This is a genomic window from Shinella sp. JR1-6, from assembly GCF_004284735.1.
Lineage (GTDB): Bacteria > Pseudomonadota > Alphaproteobacteria > Rhizobiales > Rhizobiaceae > Shinella.
In genome coordinates, this window is the sequence record NZ_SHMI01000006.1 from 15,944 (window position 1) to 37,146 (window position 21,203).

11 protein-coding genes and 1 tRNA gene are annotated in these 21,203 nt (G+C 65.0%); 4 read left to right on the forward strand and 8 right to left on the reverse strand.

Annotated elements, in window-relative coordinates; translation table 11 throughout:
* Positions 1 to 41: 41 nt before the first annotated feature.
* The gene (locus EXZ48_RS12435; RefSeq protein ID WP_130516252.1) at positions 42 to 1,538 is read right to left on the reverse strand and encodes a CoA-acylating methylmalonate-semialdehyde dehydrogenase; all 1,497 of its coding nucleotides are present in this window, start codon (positions 1,536 to 1,538) and stop codon (positions 42 to 44) included.
* A gap of 105 nt (positions 1,539 to 1,643) precedes the next feature.
* On the opposite strand from EXZ48_RS12435, the gene EXZ48_RS12440 reads away from it, so the two are divergent.
* Positions 1,644 to 2,525: a LysR family transcriptional regulator gene (locus EXZ48_RS12440; protein ID WP_130516253.1), complete on the forward strand. Its 882-nt coding sequence runs from the start codon at positions 1,644 to 1,646 to the stop codon at positions 2,523 to 2,525.
* Positions 2,526 to 2,528: 3 nt separating this feature from the next.
* Here EXZ48_RS12440 and bcsN read toward each other — a convergent pair whose 3' ends face one another.
* The 6 genes from bcsN to EXZ48_RS12470 all read right to left on the reverse strand — a co-directional run bounded on the left by bcsN (position 2,529) and on the right by EXZ48_RS12470 (position 11,181).
* The gene (bcsN, locus tag EXZ48_RS12445) at positions 2,529 to 3,479 is read right to left on the reverse strand and encodes a cellulose biosynthesis protein BcsN (protein WP_130516254.1); all 951 of its coding nucleotides are present in this window, start codon (positions 3,477 to 3,479) and stop codon (positions 2,529 to 2,531) included.
* Between the two features lie 7 nt (positions 3,480 to 3,486).
* A complete protein-coding gene (locus EXZ48_RS12450) occupies positions 3,487 to 5,445 on the reverse strand; it encodes a hypothetical protein (RefSeq protein WP_130516255.1) in 1,959 nt (652 codons plus the stop codon).
* Entirely contained in the window at positions 5,442 to 7,799 is a 2,358-nt protein-coding gene (locus EXZ48_RS12455) for a cellulose biosynthesis cyclic di-GMP-binding regulatory protein BcsB (protein WP_165909347.1), read from the reverse strand. Before EXZ48_RS12455 ends, EXZ48_RS12450 begins: the two co-directional genes overlap by 4 nt.
* Positions 7,792 to 10,053: a UDP-forming cellulose synthase catalytic subunit gene (gene bcsA / locus EXZ48_RS12460; RefSeq protein WP_245462036.1), complete on the reverse strand. Its 2,262-nt coding sequence runs from the start codon at positions 10,051 to 10,053 to the stop codon at positions 7,792 to 7,794. The genes EXZ48_RS12455 and bcsA overlap by 8 nt, the downstream gene beginning before the upstream one ends.
* Positions 10,054 to 10,505: 452 nt before the next feature.
* Positions 10,506 to 10,582 (reverse strand) — tRNA-His (locus tag EXZ48_RS12465).
* Positions 10,583 to 10,731: 149 nt separating this feature from the next.
* Positions 10,732 to 11,181, reverse strand: coding sequence for a phasin (locus EXZ48_RS12470; RefSeq protein ID WP_050745426.1), 450 nt, complete (start codon positions 11,179 to 11,181; stop codon positions 10,732 to 10,734).
* A gap of 243 nt (positions 11,182 to 11,424) precedes the next feature.
* Between EXZ48_RS12470 and EXZ48_RS12475 the strand changes: the two genes are divergently transcribed.
* Both EXZ48_RS12475 and EXZ48_RS12480 read left to right on the forward strand, forming a co-directional pair.
* Positions 11,425 to 15,117 carry an ATP-binding protein gene (locus EXZ48_RS12475; RefSeq protein WP_130516258.1) on the forward strand — a complete coding sequence of 1,231 codons (3,693 nt, stop codon included), beginning with the start codon at positions 11,425 to 11,427 and terminating at the stop codon, positions 15,115 to 15,117.
* Positions 15,118 to 15,389: 272 nt separating this feature from the next.
* Positions 15,390 to 16,967, forward strand: coding sequence for an iron ABC transporter permease (locus EXZ48_RS12480; protein WP_130516589.1), 1,578 nt, complete (start codon positions 15,390 to 15,392; stop codon positions 16,965 to 16,967).
* 246 nt (positions 16,968 to 17,213) lie between these two features.
* Here EXZ48_RS12480 and EXZ48_RS12485 read toward each other — a convergent pair whose 3' ends face one another.
* Complete coding sequence (locus EXZ48_RS12485) at positions 17,214 to 19,166, reverse strand: acetoacetate--CoA ligase (protein WP_130516260.1); 1,953 nt, start codon at positions 19,164 to 19,166, stop codon at positions 17,214 to 17,216.
* Between the two features lie 182 nt (positions 19,167 to 19,348).
* Between EXZ48_RS12485 and EXZ48_RS12490 the strand changes: the two genes are divergently transcribed.
* Entirely contained in the window at positions 19,349 to 21,190 is a 1,842-nt protein-coding gene (locus EXZ48_RS12490) for an AsmA-like C-terminal region-containing protein (protein ID WP_130516262.1), read from the forward strand.
* Positions 21,191 to 21,203: the final 13 nt, after the last annotated feature.

Below are 21,203 nucleotides of genomic sequence, written 5' to 3' on the forward strand. Positions count from 1 at the left end.
CCCCCTTGCGGGAGCCCTTACAATCCTTCCGGCGGGACGGATCACTTCATCGTCGGCATGACGAATTCGGCGCCGTCCTTGATACCCGACGGCCAGCGGCTGGTGATCGTCTTGGTACGGGTCCAGAACTTGATCGAGTCCGTGCCGTGCTGGTTGAGATCGCCGAAGGACGAGGACTTCCAGCCGCCGAAGGAATGGTAGGCAAGCGGAACCGGGATCGGAACGTTGACGCCGACCATGCCGATGTTGATGCGGCTGGCGAAGTCGCGGGCCGCGTCGCCGTCACGGGTGTAGATCGCGACGCCGTTGCCGTATTCGTGCTTCATCGGCAGGTCGAGGGCTTCCTCGTAGTTCTTGGCGCGAACGACGGACAGGACCGGGCCGAAGATTTCGGTCTTGTAGATTTCCATGTCCGGCGTGACGTTGTCGAACAGGCAGCCGCCGACGAAATAGCCGTCTTCATAACCCTGAAGCTTGAAGCCGCGGCCGTCGACGACGAGGTTGGCGCCTTCTTCCACGCCCTTGTCGATGAGGCTCAGGATGCGGGCCTGGGCTTCCTTGGTGACGACCGGGCCCATGTCGGCCTTGTCATCGGTGTAGGGGCCGATGCGCAGGCTCTCGATCATCGGCGTCAGCTTTTCGATCAGCCGGTTGGCGGTTTCCTCGCCGACGGGGACGGCAACCGAGATCGCCATGCAGCGCTCGCCGGCCGAACCGTAGCCGGCACCCATCAGCGCGTTTGCGGCCTGGTCGAGGTCGGCATCGGGCATGATGATCATGTGGTTCTTCGCGCCGCCGAAGCACTGGGCGCGCTTGCCGTTGGCGGCAGCCGTGCCGTAGACGTAACGCGCGATCGGCGTGGAGCCGACGAAGGAGACGGCGGCGATATCCGGATGCGCCAGGATGCCGTCGACCGCACCCTTGTCGCCGTTGACGACGTTGAGGATACCGGCGGGAAGGCCAGCTTCGATCATCAGTTCGGCAAGGCGGATCGGCAGCGACGGATCGCGCTCGGAGGGCTTCAGGATGAAGGCGTTGCCGCAGGCGATAGCCGGGGCGAACATCCACATCGGGATCATGCCCGGGAAGTTGAACGGCGTGATCCCGGCGCCGATGCCGACCGGCTGGCGGATCGAATACATGTCGATGTTCGGGCCGGCGCCTTCGGTGAATTCGCTCTTGGAGAGGTGCGGAATGCCGATGACGAATTCGCAGACTTCCAGGCCGCGGATGACGTCACCCTTCGAATCCTCAACGGTCTTGCCGTGCTCGCGGGAGATCAGAACGGCAAGCTCGTCCATGTTCTGGTTCAGAAGCTCGACGAACTTCATGAAGACGCGGGCGCGGCGCTGCGGGTTGGTGGCGGCCCACTTCGGCTGCGCGGAAAGCGCGCTGTCGATCGCGGCCTGCAGGTCGGCGTCGTTGGCAAGTGCGACCGTCGCCTGGACTTCGCCCGTCGCCGGATTAAAGACGTTCGCGGTGCGGCCGCTGGTGCCGGCGACCTTCTTGCCGTGGATGAAATGGCCGATCTCGTACATGGGGAGCTCCTCCGTTGGTATGAAGAGATCATTGCACTTCAATTTGCACAACTCAATCACCTTGGATAAGGAACCGTTGTGCAAAAATTAAAGTCGGAGGCGGAAATGAACTGGGATGACGCCCGCATGTTCCTGGCGGTGGCCCGTACCGGGCAGCTGCTTGCCGCCTCCCGCCGCCTCGGCGTCAACCACGCCACGCTCAGCCGCCGCGTCAGCGCGCTGGAGGAAGCGCTGAAGACGCGGCTCCTCATCCGCCGCACCAATGGCTGCGATCTCACCGCCGAAGGCGACGCCTTCTTTCGCGCGGCCGAGCGGATGGAGACGGAGATGCTCGCGGTGCAGGCGAGCATCGGCCGTATCGATACGGCCGTCGCCGGCACGGTGCGCGTCGGGGCGCCGGATGGTTTTGGCGTGTCGTTTCTGGCACCTCGGCTCGGGCGGCTGACGGCGCGGCATCCGGAACTAAAGATCCAGCTCGTGCCGGTGCCGCGCTCCTTCTCGCTCTCCCAGCGCGAGGCCGACATCGCCATCACGCTGGAACGGCCGGAACAGGGACGCCTCGTCTCCTCCAAGCTGACGGACTATACGCTCGGCCTCTATGCCTCGCGCGCGTATCTCGCGGAAAACGGCACGCCGCAGGGCGTCGAGGACCTCAAAGCCCACCGGCGTGTTGGTTATGTGGAGGACCTGATCTTCACCGCCTCGCTCAATTTCACCGGCGAGGTCATGCGCAGCTGGGATGCCGGCTTCGAGATTTCCAGCGCGACCGGCCAGACGGAGGCCGTGCGTTCCGGCGCCGGTATCGGCATCCTGCACGACTATATCGCCCGGCAATATGACGAACTCGTCCGCCTCCTGCCCGGCACCGCCATCCGCCGCGCCTACTGGACGACCTGGCACGAAAGCGCGCGGGATCTCACACGCGTGCGCACCGTCGCCGAATTCGTGCAGGAACTCGTGCAGCAGGAGCACCACATCTTCTTGTAGGCGTCAGTCGCCCGTGGTCAGTGCGGCGGTTTCGGGCATCGGCACCAGTGCACTTTTCGCCCGGGCCGTCTGCGCGTCTTCCAGCGTTTCCACCGGCTTTTCAGAGACGGCAACCTTCACCTTCTCCTGGCCGGCCTCGCCTGGGAGCGGCACACGCACGGCATTGCGGATGACGGCCGGCTCTTCGGCCCGCTTCTCCTCCACGAGCCGGCGTTTCGGCGTGCGGCGCGGCACCACGCCGTCGTCGACAACCGCCACAGGCTCGGCGCGCACCGCGACGGGCTGGCTGCGCAGGACGCCGCTGCCGCCGGCATAGCGCAGCATGTCGAAGGTCTGGTCCGTCACGGGCTTCAGCCGCATTCCCGCCATCAACGCGGCGATGCGCTCTTCCGGCATGGAGGGATGGCAGAAGCGCAGGCGTACCTGCGCGGAATAATTGCCGTCTCCGAGACGGCCCATCGCCGTTTCGCTGAGCGGCGCCGTCCGTTTGGCGAACTGCCAGGCGTAGAGGCAGCTGCCGGAGGCGCCCAGCGGACCCGTCGCATAACCATAGATGCCGTGCGTGTTCTGGCCGGCGGCGGCGTTGATCCTCATCGCGACATCAGGCAGGGCCTGCCGCATCTCGGCGAGGATCGCCCGTCGCGTCGGGGCGCGCAGGAAGGAGACACCCTCGGAGGGCGTGCCGACCCGCACCGTCAACACGTTCTCGCCGGCAGAAGCCGTCGCGTTGGAATAGACGATCGCCTGCTCGAAGAAATCGCCGCGTACCGTCTGGCGCACACTTTCGATACGTCCGGAGATCGACGGGAGGTAGGCAGCGGCGAATTCCGGCGAGACCTCCGTCGAGATCGGCGGCGCGTCCGGACGGATGGATCCGGTTTCGAGGAAGGGGTCGTGCACGGCGGTGCAGCCCGTGGCGAGGAGCGGAAGTGCAGCGAGAAACAGCCAGCGCATGAAGAACCTATCGGATGGGAGCCGTGGAGACGGCGAGGCCGCGAGCGGCCGCCGGATCATAAAGATGCATGTTGAGCCGCGCGAAGACCGCCTGCGCCTGGCCACGATTGCCGAGATGGTAGTAGGCCCAGCCACGCAGCTGGCTGAGATCCGCCGGTTCGGCGACGAGGCTGGCCCGAGCGTTCAACGCATCGAGCACACGCTGGTACTGCTTGTGGTCGAAGGCCGAGCGGGCGCGCTGCCAGTAGATTTCCGCCCGGACCTCGCGGTCCCGCTTTTCCGCCAGCGGATAGAGGCCGACCATCGCCTCGGCATCGTCGGTCAGCCGGCCGCGCAACAGGGTCAGCGCCGCGCCATAGGCGGCGTCCGCCTGGGTGCGGCTGTTGCCGAGCGCCGCCTCAAAGGCGTTGCGGGCCTCCGCGAGCCGGTTCAACTCGAGATGGCACCAGCCCTTGATCAGCATGGCATCGGCAGAGATCGTGCCGCGCGCCTCCAGCGCGGAAATCTCCTTGATGCAGGCGCTGAAGCGCTTCGCCTTGAATTGCGCGAGATAGCCGGTGCCGCCGCCAGTCGCAGTCGCGACAGGCATCTCGACGGCGACGCTGCGCCGGCCCTTCGGCGGTGTCGCGACCTTTATCTCGGCCCAGATTTCCGGGTAGACTTCGCGGTATTCCGCCTCCAGCGCCGCATAGTCCTTCTTTGCAGCCAGACGCAGCAGGCTGAGGGCAAGGCCCTTGACGCGCACCGGCGCGCTTTCCCAGTCGAGTGACTTTTCAAACCAGGCCTTCGATGCCTCGTACTGCCGGGAATTGTAGGCATACCAGGCGAGGATTTCCGCATGGTCGGCATTCGACGTCGCGAGGATGGCGTTGCTGTAGGCGGTGACCGTCTTCACGTCCGCGTCCGGCTGGTCGGGCTTGGAAAAGCGCAGCGACAGCGCATTCATCAGGAATTCGGGATCGGCGGAGAGGTCGTCGACATAGTCTTCCGCGACGGCATAGGCCGCGTCCTGCTTGTTCTGCGCAGCAAGCGAGAGGTAGAGGCCCTTGGCGTTCTCCACGTCGCGACGCTTGGCGAGCGCCGCCTTGAACCAGCGTTCGGCATTTTCAGCCGACTTGAGTTTCAGGTCGTACCAGCCGAGCAACGAGAGGTCTTCGAGACGCTCGCCCTTTTCCGCCACCGCACGCAGCCGGCCGACCTCGCCTTCGGCAATCGGTGTCTGGCGCTTTTCATCCGCGTTGAAGTCCGCGACGTCCTTGCGGGTGAGGTCGAGTTCCACCGGCTGCAAGCCGGCCTGCAGCAGCGGCGAGGTCGCCAGCAGGTTCATCGCCTTACGCACGTCCTCAGCCGGGAAATCCCGCGTCGATTTTTGGAGGGTGGTGAGGATCTGCTGATCCGGCAGGCGCCTGTCGCCCTCCCGGAAGAGCAGGCCACGATAGGCACCCGCCAGCGCATCCTTGGCGCCGGTCTGCGCATAGGCGTCGAGCAGCATCCAGACGAGATCGACTTCCGTCTCGCCTGCGGGGTCGATGGTCTTGCCAGCCTCGATGACGCCCATCCAGTCCTTGCGGGCGGTTGCAGCCATCATCTCGACGCGCTGCTTGCGGCGGGCAAGCTTTCCTGAAAAATCCGCACTCGGCGCCCATTGCGGGTTTTCCGAACGGCGGCGGCCGATTTCGGCCTCGATGCCGTTAAAATCGTTCTTGTCGTAGAGCGTCCAGAGAGCGCTTTCATCGACCTGCCGGGCGGCGGGCGAATAGACGTCGGCAGGCACGACGAAATCCGGATATTTCAGCCGCAACCGGTTCGTCTCGGCCTCCAGCCGGTCCTGCTGCTTCTGCTCGGCATAATAATAGAGCGCGGCCAGCTCGACCTCGCCGGGGCCGGCCTTTGCATCGGCCGCCAGCGCCATCGATGACAGGGCCGGGGTGCCTAGCAGCAGGGTCGCAAGGAAAAGCGTTCTCATCGGTCGGACCTCACGCCCTTTTTCGGCACCGTCAGGCCGAGCCAGGCGGCGAGGGCACCGAGGCAGGCAAGCACGAGCAGCACATAGATCTGGAAATTGTCGGAGAACCACGCCGCCGCGACCCGGCGCAGGTTGCCGGGGCTGCGGTCCGACAGGTCGGCGATGTAACGATCCGCGGCCGGCAGGCTGACGAGCGAAAGGCTCGCCGTCTCGATCGCCGCGGTACCACCCTGAAGATCGCGCCAGACGGCGGGCTCGACGAGCCGGTTGACGCCCGCCTCCACATCCCGTGGCGCATCGGCCTTGATGACGGTCCAGGTGGCCAGCCCATCGGGCGAGCGCATCTGGGAAAGCGTCACCAGAGAGCCCTCGCCATGGGGCGCAAGCCGCGCCTCGTCCTCGCCTTCGTAGTTCAGCCAGCGGCCGAAACTGTTCGTCGCGGCGGCAAGCCAGAGCTGCGCCCGGGCGCCGAAGGAAAGCTCATCCTCCCCCGCCGCCGTGGAATCGTGGAAGGCCTGCAGGAGATCGGCGGTCTCGCTACCCGTCGCAGCGCCGCCGGATACCGAGGCGGTGACGACCGTGTCGGGTTTCAGGAGATCGGCGACCGACGCGCTGATGTCGTCCGCAGTCGGGAAGGCCGCTTTGTCCGCCGGCCCGAGTTCGGCGAAATCGTTCTGCGAGGAGACGACCAGCGCATCCCGCCCGGAACCCTCGGCGGGCGTACCGATAGCGATCCGTGCGTTGAGCGGCGCGCGGGCGGAAAGGGCAAGCCGCGCGAGCATGGTCAACCCGGCGCCGACCGACTGGTGATCCGCCCGATCGACGACGAGATCGAAGGGCTTGCCGCCGCCATAGGGATAGGCCTTGCCGGCAAGCGCCGCGAGATCAGGAAGCCGGCCGACCCGGGCAAGCGCGGGGACCTCGATGGCCGTCGTATCGAGCAGGATGAAGCGCGGCTTGCCGTCGTCACGCTCTTCCGGTCGGCAGGCATTATCCGCCGCGGTCGGCAGTTCGGCCAGCAGCTCTACGCGGTTGACGCCCGGGCGGAAGGCACGCAGCGGCAGTTCGATGCGCTTGCCGTCGAACTGCTCGCCTTCGCGGTTGCGGAAGGGATAGCTCTTCACGACCTTGTCGTTGACGCGCACAAGGAGCTGGGCGGTCTGTTCGAGGCCCGGCGAGGTGGCGGCGGAAAGGCGCAGATCGAGCGTCGCATATTCCGCCGGATAGAAGTCTGCCGGCATCTCCACGGCGAAATCGGTGCGCGAGAGGCGGCCGGAGAAGACGCGGGTCTCGTAGCCCGCCTCCCGGAGCGTGCGGCGCTCGCCGGCATCGACCGAAAGCAGGGCCCGGCCCTTCTCGAAGATGCCGGATTTGAGCCCGTCGGCCATCGGCCCCTTCACGGCAGCAAGCACCGCGGCATTGACATCGCCGAGATTGGCCGCGCGCAACACGACCGCCGCACGCCCGGACGTGGCGCCGGCCTGTACGGACAGTCCGCGCGGGGCGGCAGAAAGGCCGAGCCCGGCAAGCACTGTGCCGCCGCTGCGGTCCATCGCCATGACGAGGTCGATGCCGGGACCCGTGCCCGGCTTGTCCGCGATCGCTACGGTGATGTCGTCGCGATTCAGGAAAAGCACGAGGGCCTGCAGCACCGGCGCAACCTCGTTCAGCGCCTCGGCACCGGACGCGCCGGGAAGGACGACGCGGATTTCCGTGCGCTGCGCCGAATTGCGGCGAACGGCGAGCAGGCTGTCGAAATCAGTGAAGGGTGCGGCAACGCCGGTGGCAAAGCCGCTCAGCGCCGGATCGAGCTTCGTCCAGAGCTCGTAGGTCGCATCGAGCGAGCAATCCACACGGTGATGCTGGCGCGCGCGGACCTGCACGACATTACGGCCGGCCCGGAGGTATTCCGGAGCGACGGCGATCCTTTGCGTCAGGGTGCCGTTCGGCGCGGCGATAGCGAAATTGCCGACATCCCGGCCGTTCACCTCGACATCCACCTTCGCCGTATCGGGAAGCACCGAGACGGCGTTGATATAGGCAAGGTTCAAAGCACCGCCGGCGGAAACCTGCGGGCCATCCAGCTGGAAGGTAAAGGTCGCGACATCGTCCTCGCCGGCGAGCGTGAAGGCGCCGGCCGATTGCTCGAAGGGCACGAGCGTGATGGCCGCGGCGTTCTCCGCCGTTCCGGCCTTCTCGACATTGACCGGCCCGGGCAGCAGACCACCGGCAAGCGCCGTTCCCTCGAGGAGCGGCTTGACCGCATCGGCGACCAGGCCCTCTGCCCGGCCGGAGGCGGCCGAGGCGACGAGAAACGCAAGGCCGAGTGTAGCAAGGAGAGATGTCTTAGCCATAGGCCTGGGTTCCTGTGAGGACCGGCGGCAGATCGGCTGCACGGCCTGGGATCTTGGCATTGTTTTCCTTCACCACGATGGGAGCATCGGCGAAGGACTGGACGGCGCTTTCACGGATGAGGCCGGCGGAGTATCGCAAGGCACGCAGCGTCTCGCGGATGCTCCAGAGAGCGAAACGCGAGGTGCCCCAGAAGAAGCTGCGGCGCACCTGGCGACGGGCGATACGCTCCTGCAGTACCGCCTGGTCGGAATACATCAGCTCGGCGATCGCCAGGAAGGTTTCCGGCGTGCGCTCCTTGTAGGCGAAACCATGCACCGCGCCCTCGCCGGCTTCGCGGCTGGAACGGCAGACGACGTCGAAGGTGATGACCTGGCCGGCGCGGCGAAGCTCGATCGTCGCCTCAAGCGGTTTCTCGAGATCGATCTCCGGCGCCTTCTCGACGAATTCCACCGAGACGCCGCCAAAGGAAGCATCCTGGATGATGACGTTGGAGAGCTTGCCACCGGCCTTCATCAAGGCGTGGCGCTTGACCGGCAGGCGCTGGTTGCGGCGCAGTTCGCGGCGTTCGGCGACAGCACCGAGGGCAGCGCCGGCAAGGCCGAGATTGATGAGGTTCCAGCCCGCCACGATCATCAGCAGTTCAGTCGCGACCGGTTCCGTCAGGAAGCGGTAGCCGGAATAGAGCGCGGCCGCGAGAAGCAGGAAGAAGATGATGAAATAGGGTCGTGCCAGCGGCGAGAGCATGCTGCGGTCGAGCGTCTGGCCCTTGGCCGTCACATTGAAGGTGGGCTTGCGCGGGTTGCGGATCACGCTGACGATCGAGCCGAAGAGCAGCACCGACTGGACGTATTCGTAGAGCTCGGAGACCCAGGGCCAGCGCACGCGGCCGTAGAGGTAGCTCTGCATGGCAAAGGAGCCGATGAGATAGGTCACCGCATAGGAGGCGAATTCCAGGATATTGGCCTGGTAGATCTCCAGCGAGAAGAAGATGTAGAGCAGCGGCGAGAAGACGAAGGCAAGTCGCGACAGCGGGAACAGCCAGAAGAGATTGATGCCGGCATAGCAGATGCGCTGGGCGAGCGTCAGCCCCTTGGCGAGGAACGGCCGGTTGAGGATGAGGATCTGCAGCATGCCCTGGCACCAGCGGGCGCGCTGGCCGATGAAGGACACGAAGGTTTCCGGCTGAAGCCCGGCGATCAGCGGCTTGTCGACATAGAGGCTGTGCCAGCCCTTGGAATGCAGCGCCAGCGCCGTTTCGCAATCCTCGGTGATCGACTGGCCGGAAAAGCCGTTCGCCGCGACGAGCGCCGCGCGGCGCAGCACCGCCGCCGAGCCGCAGAAGAACGAGGCGTTCCACTTGTCGAGCCCGCGCTGCAGGATCGAATAGAACATCTCGTTTTCCGAGGGCATGCGCGCGAAGGTCTGGAGGTTCTTTTCCAGCGGATCGGGATTGAGGAAATAGTGCGGCGTCTGGACGAGGAAGAGCTTCTTGTCCTTGCGGAAATAGCCGACCGTCTCGCGCAGGAACTCGCGCACCGGGGCATGGTCGGCGTCGAAGACGACGACCAGTTCGCCGTTCGACACCTTCAGGCCCTCATTGAGATTGCCGGCCTTGGCATGGTCGTTCTGCTTGCGGGCATGATAGTGCACGCCGAGCGAGGCGCAGAGCGCCTTCAGCTGCTCGTGCCGGCGGATCGCCGCAATCGAGATGCGCGGATCCTTGTGGTTGCGCTTGGCCTCCGTGCCGCCGTCATCGAGCAGATAGACGTTCAGCTTGTCCTTCGGATAGCGCAGCGACTTTGCTGCCGCGAGCGTGCCGGCGAGCAGTTCCGGCTCCTCGTTGTAGGACGGGATGAAGACGTCGACAGTCGGTAGGCTCGCCGCATCGCCCTCCTCCGGGCTTTCGCGCTTCACCGGATCGGCCAGCATGAAGAAGCTGATCGCCAGCATGGCGAGGCAGTACATTTCCGCCAGATAGAGGACCAGGCCGGGAATGAAATTCAGCGGCTCGTAGATGCTCGGCAGCGTCTCTGTGGTGCGCCAGAACGCGTAGCGCATGGCAAGGATGCCGGCAAAGATGAAAGTGACGAGCCGGAAGGTGGCGCTCTTCGGGCGGGTCATCGCCAGAAACATCACGCCGAGCACAGCAAAACTCAAGATAAGCTGTGCCTGAAGGCTGATCGGCAGCCAGAGAAGGAACAGCCCGAACATGCCGGCGGGAATCGCCAGCCATTTGACGCACGTCATGTGCATTTGAAGAACCCCATTTGCATCGCGGCAGCGCGTCATGCGGACCGGTTCCGAACAGGAACGGGAGGACATTAGGGATCTATTGGTCAATGGATTCCTAATGGAGTGCCAAAACGGGAATGGCGCCAAAAGCGTGGTAAAGGAAGGGTTTACGCAGCGTCAGGGGTGGGCGGAAACAGGAGATTGCGGTCGTCCGGGCAGGCCAGGATTTGGCGAACGAAGAGCAGTGCCGACGGGAAGCCCGGCAACAGCTTCGAGCAGGCAGTCCCAACTATGGGCGCGTTCGGCGTGATCGACCCAGAAATCGAAAACCACCGGTAGCCGCTCCCGCGGCGTTGGGAGAAAGGGGAGGAACGACGGCGCCATGGTGCCGAAGCCGACTGCTGCGAATGAAGGGAGGGATATTCCTCTCTCCCGATAAGTCCTATCGAAAACAACTTATCAGGAGAGAGGAATGGTACGGTTGAGTGGGGTCGAACCACCGACCTCAGGTGCCACAAACCTGCGCTCTAACCAACTGAGCTACAACCGCACAAGGGCGCGTCAACCGCGCTTGGTGCGTCACATACGGGCAGTCGCACCATTTTTCAAGCCTTTTTTTAGAGGCTTGCACAAACGAAAATGGCCAGACGATCGTCTGGCCATTTTATCACGACGTGGAAAACCGCGCTATCGTCCGTATCAGACGGCCTTGAAGGACTTCATGGCCTTCTCGGCGGCAGACTTGCCGGGAGCGGTGACCTTCTCGGCAACCTTCTTGGAGGTTTCCTGCAGGGTCTTGGCCTGCTCGACGGCGACCTCAGCCTGCTTGCGCAGGAAGGCGGTCTGCAGTTCGAAGAGTTCGGAAACGGACTTCACACCAAGCAGGGCTTCCATGTGCGAAAGCGAATTTTCGGCATTGGTGCGCAGCGCTTCGATGGCCTTGAGACCGAGTTCGACGGAGCCGGCCTGGGCGCTTTCGAGCGTCGCTTCGACGGTCTTGGTCGCGTCTTCGGCAGCTTCCTTCATCTTGGCATAGGCTTCCTTGGTCTGCGCGGCGCCCTTTTCGGCGAACTCGCGGAAGCTCTCGGAGAACTTGCTCGGGTCGATGGATGCGATGGAGAATACGTCGTCGGTCTTCTTGGTAGCCATTGTCTGCGCTCCTTGGTTTGGCCCTCTCTAGAGGCGCCGTGTTCTTGGATGGCTTCTATATAGTCGATCTTCTTTTGCATTGCAACAAAATTGTGCAACGCACAAAAACCCACATGGCCGTTAACCCTTCTGCCTGAAAGCTCGGGGCTTTGCGGGCCAGGCGCTGGACCCTCCGCCTGTGCGTCGCTATTAATAAAGCGTTAATCGAAAGCCGGGACGCCGGAAGCCAGAACAGGCCTGAACATGTCCGCAAAACAGTATCCCTTTATCGACGTCGCCGTCCATGAACGGGTGCGCCTGCCCTTCGCCCGGGGCGAGGCGGTCGTGCTGTTTTCCAGGAACATGGCACGCGTGCTCTGGGCAAACGGCCGGGGCGCCGCCCTCTTCGGCCACGACAATATCTACGACTTCCTCGATGCCGGACCGGATCGCGCCGATGTGACCTTCCGCCAGCTGGCCGCGACCGCCCAGCAGGTGCAGGCGCCGGGCGATCGCCGTACCTTTCTGATGCGCATCGGCAGCGGCTTTCGCAGCGTGCCGGTAACGGCCGCCGTCGAGACCGTCACCATCCGCGCCGGCGACGACGCGATCCTGTTCAGCGCGCCCATCGGCACCGGACGGCAGGACCTGCACGAGACCGCCGCCGCCATGCTTACCGGGTTCGACGACCCGGACACGCACATGGCCGTGCTCGACAGCGCCGGTGCGATCGTTGCCGCATCGGAGGGTTTCGGTAGCCTCTCCATCAGCCCGGAAACGCGCCGTGCCCTCGTCGAGGCCACCGGACGCAGCATCGAGCGCCTCGTCAAACGCCCGATCGCCACCGGCCGCGGCCATCTTCCCGCCGCCATCGGCCGCATCGCCACCGATCCGCCACTCCACCTGCTCTTTGCCGTCGAAACGATTCTCGGCCATCTCGACCCGGCCGACGACGCGGCAGAACCCGCCGCCGCAACGCCGGCAGCAGCCGCTGTGGACACCGATATTCCGACGCCCGCCTTGGAGGCGCCGGCAGAGCCCGAGCAGATCGTCGAGACGGCAGAACCGATTTTTGAAACCGAAACGGTCCTCGCAGAGGACATGCCGGCAATCGAGGACGCCGCGGCGACGGGAAGCCCGGCTGAGATCATGGCCACCTCCGACGAGGGCGCCATTGAAGCCCCGGTTGCCGACGCTCTGCCGCAGGCTGCGGAAGCCGTGGAAAACATGCCGGACGCAATCGCCGGGCAAGAAGCCGTGGCGCATGCGGATGAGATCGCCGCCGAACCCGAGGCGGTTGCGGCAAGCGACGGCGCGGTAGACGGGAAGACAGCCGGCTTCACCTTCAATCCGCAGGGCCGGCCGATCCGTTTCGTCTGGAAGATCGACGCCGAGGGCCGGTTCAGCGAGATATCGGACGAGTTTGCCGCCGCCGTCGGCCCGCATGCCGCCGCCATCTCCGGCGAGCGCTTCTCCGACGTCGCCGCGCGCTTCGACCTCGACCCCGACGGCAAGATCGGCGACCTCCTGCGCCGCCGCGACACCTGGTCCGGCAAGACGATCCTCTGGCCGGCCGAGGGCACCAACCTCGTCGTGCCCGTCGATCTCGCCGCCCTGCCGACCTATTCGCGCAACCGGGAATTCGACGGCTTCCGCGGCTTCGGCATCGTGCGCATCGCCGATGCGGCTCCGGACTCGCATGCCCGCGGCCTGACGCTCGGTGTTACCGAGGATGAGCAGGCCGCCGAAATGGAGGAAGTCTTCGCCGAAGAAGCCGGCACCCTCCTGGAGAGCGCGGCCGAGGAGCTGGACGACACGGTCGAGCCGACGGAAGACCTTGTTGCGGACGCTGCAGACACGCCTGCCGCGGTCTCCACCGTGCCCGAGGAGATCGTCCAAGCGGACGAGCCGGCCCCGACGGCGCAGGACGCCGACGAAACGGCCGCGACAGCGGCTGCCCCTGCGACCGAAGACGAGGGCACGCCGGCAGCCCCTCTTGAGGACGAACAGGACGCCTTCCGCGGCGAGCGCCCGGCGCTGCGCCTTGTCGAGACACCGGCACGCCGGCAATCCGACAAGATCGTGCAGCTCGAGACCCGGCGCAATCGCGGTGGTCTTTTCGACGGCCTTTCGACTGGCGAACAGGCCGCCTTCCGCGAGATCGCCCGCCAGCTCGGCGAAACCTTCGGCAAGCGAAAGCCGGAGGACCAGCCGCCGGCCACGCCCGTGGAAACCGCAAACGGCAGCGAACAGCTGAACGAAACCACCCGCGACAACCAGCCGGAAACGGTTGAGAACGAGGATACCACCGTTGCGCTGGCAGCCGGCGAAAACGATGCGGAAGTGCCCGGCCTCGAAATCGGCCCGCATGCCGACGATCTCCTGAGCGAGCCCCAGGCCGAGACGCGCACGGCCATCGCCCCACCGCGTCGGCAGATGGAGTATGGCCTCACTGCCCCCGTCGTCGATGTTCTACCCGTTGCCCTGCTGGTGCATGTCGGCGACCGGCTCATCCATGCCAATCCGGAATTCTACCGCCTGACGGGGTATACGAGCCTTGAGGATCTTGAGGCATCCGGTGGGCTCGACATCCTTCTGGCCGGCCCCGACGAGGATACAGAGGATAGCGACGGCACGATGGCCCTGCGCCATGCCGACGGTGAAAACACGAGCGCCGTGCACGCCCGGCTCCAGTCGATCCGCTGGGAGGATGGCACGGCGCTGATGCTGGCGCTGACGCCGCTGCACGCAAGACCGGCCCTTTCGCTGGTCGAGACCGTACCGGCGCCGGCGGTCGAAACCGAGGAGCGCAACGCCGACCAGACGAGCGCCGCCGCGCTGCGCGTCGAGGTCAGCGAGTTGCGCTCGATCCTCGAAACGGCAACCGACGGCGTCGTCGTGGTCGGACAGGACGGCGACATCCGCTCGATGAACCGCTCGGCCAGCGCCCTCTTCAACTATGACGAGGACGAGACCCGCGGCCGGCCCTTCGCCATGCTGTTTGCCCATGAAAGCCAGAAGGCGGTGCTCGACTATCTCGCCGGGCTTTCCGGCCACGGCGTCGCAAGCGTGCTCAATGACGGGCGCGAGGTCATCGGCCGCGAGGCGAGCGGTGGTTTCATCCCGCTCTTCATGACCATGGGTCGCCTCTCTTCCTCCGCCGGTTATTGCGCCGTCATCCGCGACATCACCCAGTGGAAGCGCACGGAAGAGGAGCTGCGCAACGCCAAGCGGGCCGCCGAGACGGCGAATGCCCACAAGAGCGATTTCCTCGCCCGCGTCAGCCACGAGATCCGCACGCCGCTCAATGCCATCATCGGCTTTTCCGACATGATGGCGACGGAGCGCTTCGGACCGATCGGCCATCCGCGCTATATCGAATATGCCAATGATATCGGCCGCTCCGGCCGCCATGTGCTCGATATCGTCAACGACCTGCTCGATATTTCGAAGATCGAGGCGGGCGAGATGGAGCTGGAATTCACCGCTGTCGGTCTCAACGAGACGATCGCCGAGGCGGTCTCGCTGGTGCAACCCCAGGCGAATGCCCAGCGCGTCATTATCCGCACCTCGCTTTCGGCCACCGTGCCGCAGATCGTTGCCGACCTGCGCTCGATCAAGCAGATCGCGCTCAACATCCTGTCGAACGCCATCCGCTTCACCCTGCCGGGCGGGCAGATCGTCGTATCGACCGCCTACGAGGCGAACGGCAGCGTCGTTCTGCGCATTCGCGACACCGGCGTCGGAATGACGCGCAGCGAACTGGAGCAGGCAATGAAGCCCTTCCGTCAGGTGACGACCGGCGCGCGCAAGCGGGGCGACGGCACCGGCCTCGGCCTGCCTTTGACCAAGGCGATGGTCGATGCCAACCGGGCGAACTTCGCGATCAGCTCCACGCCGAACGAAGGCACGCTGGTCGAAGTGATCTTTCCTTCGCCGCGCGTGTTGGCAGATTGAACCGATTGGATTAGAGCGGGGGAACGAGGGCAAGGCGCAATGACGACCCCCTCGCCCGGCTCCCGCCGCCTCGTCCGCGAGGTTTCCGCGTGACGCAGGGTGATGGGAAACCGTTCGTGGCGCCTGCCCGCCGAAGGACCCCTTTTCCCGAGGTGAACGCCTTGCAGGTATCTTCCGAAAGCGCACCCAGGCCGGTGCTCGGCCGCAGGACCGGTGCGCGGCGCCATCCGTTCTTGTCGGCCTCCGCCATACTGGCAGCCGCCATCGTGCTGATGCCGGCGATCGCCATCGTCGTGATCGCCGCGACCGGCGGCACCGACAACTGGCCCCATCTTCTCAGCAACGTGATCCCGCGCGCGACGTTGCGCACGCTGATCCTTCTTGCCGGCGTCGGCACGATCACGGCGATCGTTGGTGTCGTCACGGCCTGGCTGGTGGCGAGCTGCGAGTTTCCCGGGCGGCGCCTGCTCTCCGGCCTGCTCGTGCTGCCGCTCGCCATTCCCGCCTATCTCGGCGCCTATGCCTTTGCCGAATTCTTCTCCTTCACCGGTCCGGTACAGACGGCCTATCGCGCACTGTTCGGCTTTCAGACGAGCCGCGACTACTGGTTTCCGGAGGTGCGCACCACGGGCGGGGCGATGCTGGTGCTGTCCAGCGTGCTCTATCCCTATATCTACCTTTCCGCCCGCTCGATGTTCCTGATGCAGGGCCGGGCGGCGGCCGACGTGGCGCGCACGCTCGGCGCGGGGCCACTTAAGGTGTTTGCGAAGATCCAGATTCCCATGGCGCGGCCGGCGATCATGGTCGGGTTGACGCTGGTTGCCATGGAGACGCTGAACGATATCGGCGCAGTGGAATATCTCGGCGTGCAGACGCTCACCTTCTCGATCTTCGACACCTGGCTCAACCGTGGCAGCCTTGCCGGGGCGGCGCAGATCGCCTGCATCATGCTGGTCTTCGTCATCTGCCTGATGATGGTGGAGCGCGCCGCGCGCCGCCGGCAGCGCTTTTCCAGCCAGAAGACGACGGCGGCCGTACACGATTCCGTGCGCCTGAAGCTTGCCGGCTGGACGAAATGGGCGGCCAGCCTCGCATGCCTCCTGCCGCCACTCATCGGCTTTGCCATTCCCGTCTTCGTGCTCGGCGGATATGCGGCGCGCCGGCTGGAGCAGTTCGCCTCCACACGCCTTCTTTCCGCGCTCTGGCACAGCGTCCTTGTTTCGGGCTCGACGGCCCTTGTCGCGGTTCTGCTCGCCTTTCTGCTCGCCTACGCCGCACGCACCACCCGCTCGCGCCTGAATGCCGCCGCCGGACGCTTCGCCTCCTTCGGCTATGGCGTGCCGGGCACGGTGCTGGCCATGGGCGTGCTGATCCCGCTTGCCAATTTCGACAATGCCGTCGACGCGTTCCTGCGCGCACAGTTCGGCATATCGACCGGCCTTTTGCTCTCCGGCACCGGCTTTGCCATCATCTATGCCTGCACGGTGCGCTTTCTCACCATGGCGGAAGGCACGATCGACGCGGGCTTCCACAAGCTCTCCCCGCATCTCGACATGGCGGCGCGCACGCTGGGGCGCACCAGCAGCCAGACCCTCTGGAGCGTGCTCCTGCCCATGATGCGCCCGGCAACGCTAACCGCAGCGCTGCTCGTCTTCATCGAGACCATGAAGGAACTGTCGGCGACGATCATGCTACGCCCGTTCAACTTCAACACGCTGGCGACGCTGGTCTACGAGGACGCCTCGCGGGCGAAGGTGGAGGATGCCGGTGTGCCCGCCATCATCATCGTCGCGGTCGGGCTCATTCCCGTCTTCCTCGTCTCGCGATCACTCGACCGGAAGGGTGAATAAAAAATAGGGCGGCATAAGCCGCCCCGATAGTTGGATGCTGTCCAACAAAAGCGTGGTGAACGGCTTCATGCCATCGGGGTCGGGTGCGACCGGAACGCCCGTCATCGGGCGCGCTCAAGTTGGCACGACCTTGCGCCATTCCGGCTTAACAAATCCTTACCTGACCAGTTCCGGCACAAACCTTTCGTTCACAACTTCGAAAACTTGGTTAATGCCGAAGGCCGAAATCGTTAACGCGCAAGACGCTTACGATTTCAGTGCCTCCAGATTGGCGAAGAGCTCCAGCGCCTCCGGATTGGCAAGCGCCTCCTTGTTCTTGACCGGCCGGCCGTGCACCACCTCGCGCACAGCAAGCTCGACGATCTTGCCCGACTTGGTGCGCGGAATGTCCGCGACCTCGATGATCTTCGCCGGCACGTGGCGCGGCGAGGCACCGGTGCGTATCTTCGTGCGGATCGTCTTTTCCAATGCCTCGTCCAGCACCTTGCCCGGGGCGAGGCGTACGAAAAGCACGACGCGCACGTCATCGTCCCAGTCCTGGCCGATGCAGAGGGCTTCGACGACGTCTTCCAGCTGTTCGACCTGATTGTAGATCTCCGCCGTGCCGATGCGCACGCCGCCGGGGTTCAGCGTCGCATCCGAGCGCCCGTGAATGACGATGCCATCATGGCTGGTCCATTCGGCAAAGTCGCCATGGCACCAGATATTGTCGAAGCGCTCGAAATAGGCGGCACGATATTTTGCGCCGTCCGGATCGTTCCAGAACATGACGGGCATGGAGGGGAAGGCCTTGGTGCAGACCAGCTCGCCCTTTTCGCCACGCACCGGATGGCCGTCCTCGTCCCAGACATCCATGGCAAGGCCGAGGCCCGGCCCCTGGATCTCGCCGCGCCAGACGGGCCGCAGCGGAACGCCGAGCACGAAGCAGGAAACGATATCCGTGCCGCCGGAAATGGAGGCGAGCTGCACGTCGGGCTTGATGCCCTCGTAGACGAAGGAGAAACCTTCGGGCGAGAGCGGCGAACCGGTGGAGGTCAGCAGGCGCAGGCTCGAAAGGTCATGCGTCGTGCGCGGCGTGAAACCGCCCTTGCGCACCGCGTCGATGTATTTGGCAGAGGTGCCGAAGACGGCGAATTTTTCGTCCCGGGCATAGTCGAACAGCACATTGCCGTCCGGATGGAAGGGCGAGCCGTCGAACAGGCAGAGCGTGGCGCCGACCGCAAGGCCGGAGACCAGCCAGTTCCACATCATCCAGCCGCAGGTGGTGAAATAGAACAGCCGCTCGCCGGCGACGAGGCCGCAATGCAGGTGGTGCTCCTTGAGATGCTGCAGCAGCGTGCCCCCGGCCGAATGCACGATGCATTTCGGCACGCCCGTGGTGCCCGACGAGAACAGGATGTAGAGCGGGTGGCGGAACGGCAGCTGCGCGAAGACGAGCGGCTTTGCCTCATAGGGTGCCATCAACGCATCGAGCGTGCGGCCATCCGGCAGGGCGCCTGCAAGCGCCTCGGCGTCGCCGGCATAGTGCACCACCACGACGGGGGCGCCAAGCTTCCCGGCCACGGCATTCACCTTGGCGGAGACGTCCTGCAGCTTGCCGGCATACCAGTAGGCATCGCAGGCAATAAACAGTTTCGGCTCGATCTGGCCGAAACGGTCGAGCACACCCTGCTCGCCGAAATCAGGAGAACAGGAGGACCAGATGGCGCCGAGCGAAGCGGCGGCCAGCATGCAGGCAATCGTCTCTGGCATGTTCGGCATCATGGCGACAACGCGGTCGCCTTCACCGATACCCATTGCAGCAAAAGCCTGCTGGAGCTTCGACACCCGGGCGCGAAGCGCATCCCACGACCAGCGATAGGACACCTTGTCCTCGCCGCGGAAGACGATGGCGTCGTCCGGACCACTCGCCTTCAGGAGATTTTCCGCAAAGTTCAGCCGGCCCTCGGGGAAGAACCGGGCCTCCAGCATGCGCTCGCCGTTTTCCAGCGCGACACCGCCCTTTTCGCCAAGGACGGCGCCGTCATCCCAGACCGCGGTCCAGAACGCCGCACGGTCCTCTACCGACCAGGCGTGCAGATCGTCGTAGGATTTCAGGTCGCGCCCGGCGATATGGCTGCCGGCCTTCATGAACAGGGCCATCGGGCTCTTTGCCAGGATGTCCGCCGAAGGTTTCCACAAGGGCATTTCTGACGTCATGCTTTCCTCCACTCCATGGCTTTCGTATAGCATGTTGCGCCGCAGTATAAAGTGGCGAACGCCGGTTCACGCCGTTGCCGGACGCAATTCCGCCATGGCGCCATTTGATTTCTTCGCCCCAAGCGCCTATCCCCGTTCGCTTGAAATGATGTGAACGCTGCCGGCAAAGGACCTGCATCCGAATGACCCTTTCCCGTTTCATCCAGTCGCGGCATTTCGTGCGGGGAATTCTTGTCGTTCTGGTGCTGTTTGCCGCGGTGCGCATCGGCTTTCCCTTCCTCATCCAGACCGACACGGTCGGCAGGGAGATCGAACAGACGCTCGAAGCCTGGACGGGCGCCGATGTGGATATCGGAAACGAAGCGGAGTTCGCGTTCTGGCCCTATCCGCGTGTGACGCTCGGCAATGTGCGGATCACCGCCGCGGCCGACGGGAGCGAGCTTGCGCATGTCGACGCCATATCGGCGAGCTTCGACCTCTTCGGCGCGGTGCGCGGCAAACCGGTCTTCAGCGATTTCGATCTGATCCGGCCGACGATCCATGTCGGCTGGGATGCCGAGGGGGTCTTCAACTGGCGCCACAGCGGCTGGCTGATGCAGGCGATCGACGCGACCAAATCAGCGCCGGAGGGGCAGGCGATACCGGAGCTGCCGGAGGAGCGTATCGGCACGATCAACGTGGTCGACGGCGTCATCGAGGTCGCGCAGGACGACGGGGCAGCGCCTTTCCGCATGTCGGATATCAACGGCAACATCGACTGGCCAGCCCTCAGGCGGCCGCTTGACCTCACGCTCTCCGGCATCGTCAACGGCGAGATGAGCCGCTGGACCTTCGGCTGCGACCAGCCGCTCGCCCTGCTCGCCGGCCTCAATGCCAATGTGCGCACCAACCTTTCCGCCGACCCGACGACGATGACCTTCGAGGGCATCGCCAATCTTTCGACCAACGCCTTCATCGCCGGCAACATGACGCTGTCGACGCCGTCGCTCGGGCATCTGCTTGCCTGGCAGGGCAAGGAAATCCCATCCGTCGGCAATCTCGGCCATATCAATGCCGAGGCGAAGGTGACGACGGCGGGCTACACGGCCAAGCTGGAAAATCTGAAGCTCACCCTCGACAATGCGCAGGCGACCGGCGTGCTGGACGTCAACATGCCGCCGGACGGCCTGCCGCAGGTGGGCGGCACGCTGGCCTTCGACCGGATCGACCTGCGCGCCTTCCTGACCGCCCTCTCGCCGCTTCCCGGCGCCGACCAGACCACGACCGGTATCGACACCGCCTTCATCCATCAATTCGGCATGGACCTGCGGCTTTCCGCCAAAAGCGCGGACTTCGCACCCTTCTCCCTGCAGGACCTTGCCGCCGGCATGCGCATCGAAAATGGCCGCGCCTCCTTCGATGTCGGCGACAGCCAGTTCATGGACGGGCGCATGACCGGGCGCATCGCGCTCACCGAACAGGGCTTTCGCGGCGGCGGGCGCCTGCAGATGTCGCTGAGCAACGTCGATATCGGTGCGATCGTCAACACGCTCGCCCTGCCCGGGCCGCTGCCTTCCGGACGAGGATCTGCGGATTTCGAACTGTCGACGGATCGGCCGCTCTGGGCGACGACGGCTTCGGACATGTCCGGCCAGTTCCGGCTGGCCATGGGACCGGGCACGCTCACCCATTTTAACCGTCAGGCCTTCGAGGAACGGGCGGCGAAAAACGCGTTCTTCAATTTCTCGGAAGCTTCAGAGGGATCGTTTGATTTCGTGCGGGCCGATGTGGAGGCCAAGCTCGACCGGGGCCTTGCCGAACTGACCAAGGCACAGATCGAAGGCAACGATAAGCTGCTGACGCTGTCCGGTATGATCCCCTATCGCAGCGGCAGCGTGGCGCTGGCCGGCACGCTCGCCGACCGGCCCCAGGCGGATGCCGCCGCCGTCGTCACGCCGGCAATCAGCTTCTTCGTCGGCGGTTCCTGGCCGGAGCCGGTGATCTCGCCGATCTCCATCCTGACGGGGCAGCAACCCCGCCAGTAGGCTTCCTGAGGCA

Bases quoted from the DNA above. Each gene is read 5' to 3' on its own strand.
- EXZ48_RS12435 (WP_130516252.1), bottom strand. From the start codon at position 1,538: ATGTACGAGATCGGCCATTTCATCCACGGCAAGAAGGTCGCCGGCACC.
- EXZ48_RS12440 (WP_130516253.1), top strand. From the start codon at position 1,644: ATGAACTGGGATGACGCCCGCATGTTCCTGGCGGTGGCCCGTACCGGG.
- bcsN (WP_130516254.1), bottom strand. From the start codon at position 3,479: ATGCGCTGGCTGTTTCTCGCTGCACTTCCGCTCCTCGCCACGGGCTGC.
- EXZ48_RS12450 (WP_130516255.1), bottom strand. From the start codon at position 5,445: ATGAGAACGCTTTTCCTTGCGACCCTGCTGCTAGGCACCCCGGCCCTG.
- EXZ48_RS12455 (WP_165909347.1), bottom strand. From the start codon at position 7,799: ATGGCTAAGACATCTCTCCTTGCTACACTCGGCCTTGCGTTTCTCGTC.
- bcsA (WP_245462036.1), bottom strand. From the start codon at position 10,053: ATGCACATGACGTGCGTCAAATGGCTGGCGATTCCCGCCGGCATGTTC.
- EXZ48_RS12470 (WP_050745426.1), bottom strand. From the start codon at position 11,181: ATGGCTACCAAGAAGACCGACGACGTATTCTCCATCGCATCCATCGAC.
- EXZ48_RS12475 (WP_130516258.1), top strand. From the start codon at position 11,425: ATGTCCGCAAAACAGTATCCCTTTATCGACGTCGCCGTCCATGAACGG.
- EXZ48_RS12480 (WP_130516589.1), top strand. From the start codon at position 15,390: ATGCCGGCGATCGCCATCGTCGTGATCGCCGCGACCGGCGGCACCGAC.
- EXZ48_RS12485 (WP_130516260.1), bottom strand. From the start codon at position 19,166: ATGACGTCAGAAATGCCCTTGTGGAAACCTTCGGCGGACATCCTGGCA.
- EXZ48_RS12490 (WP_130516262.1), top strand. From the start codon at position 19,349: ATGACCCTTTCCCGTTTCATCCAGTCGCGGCATTTCGTGCGGGGAATT.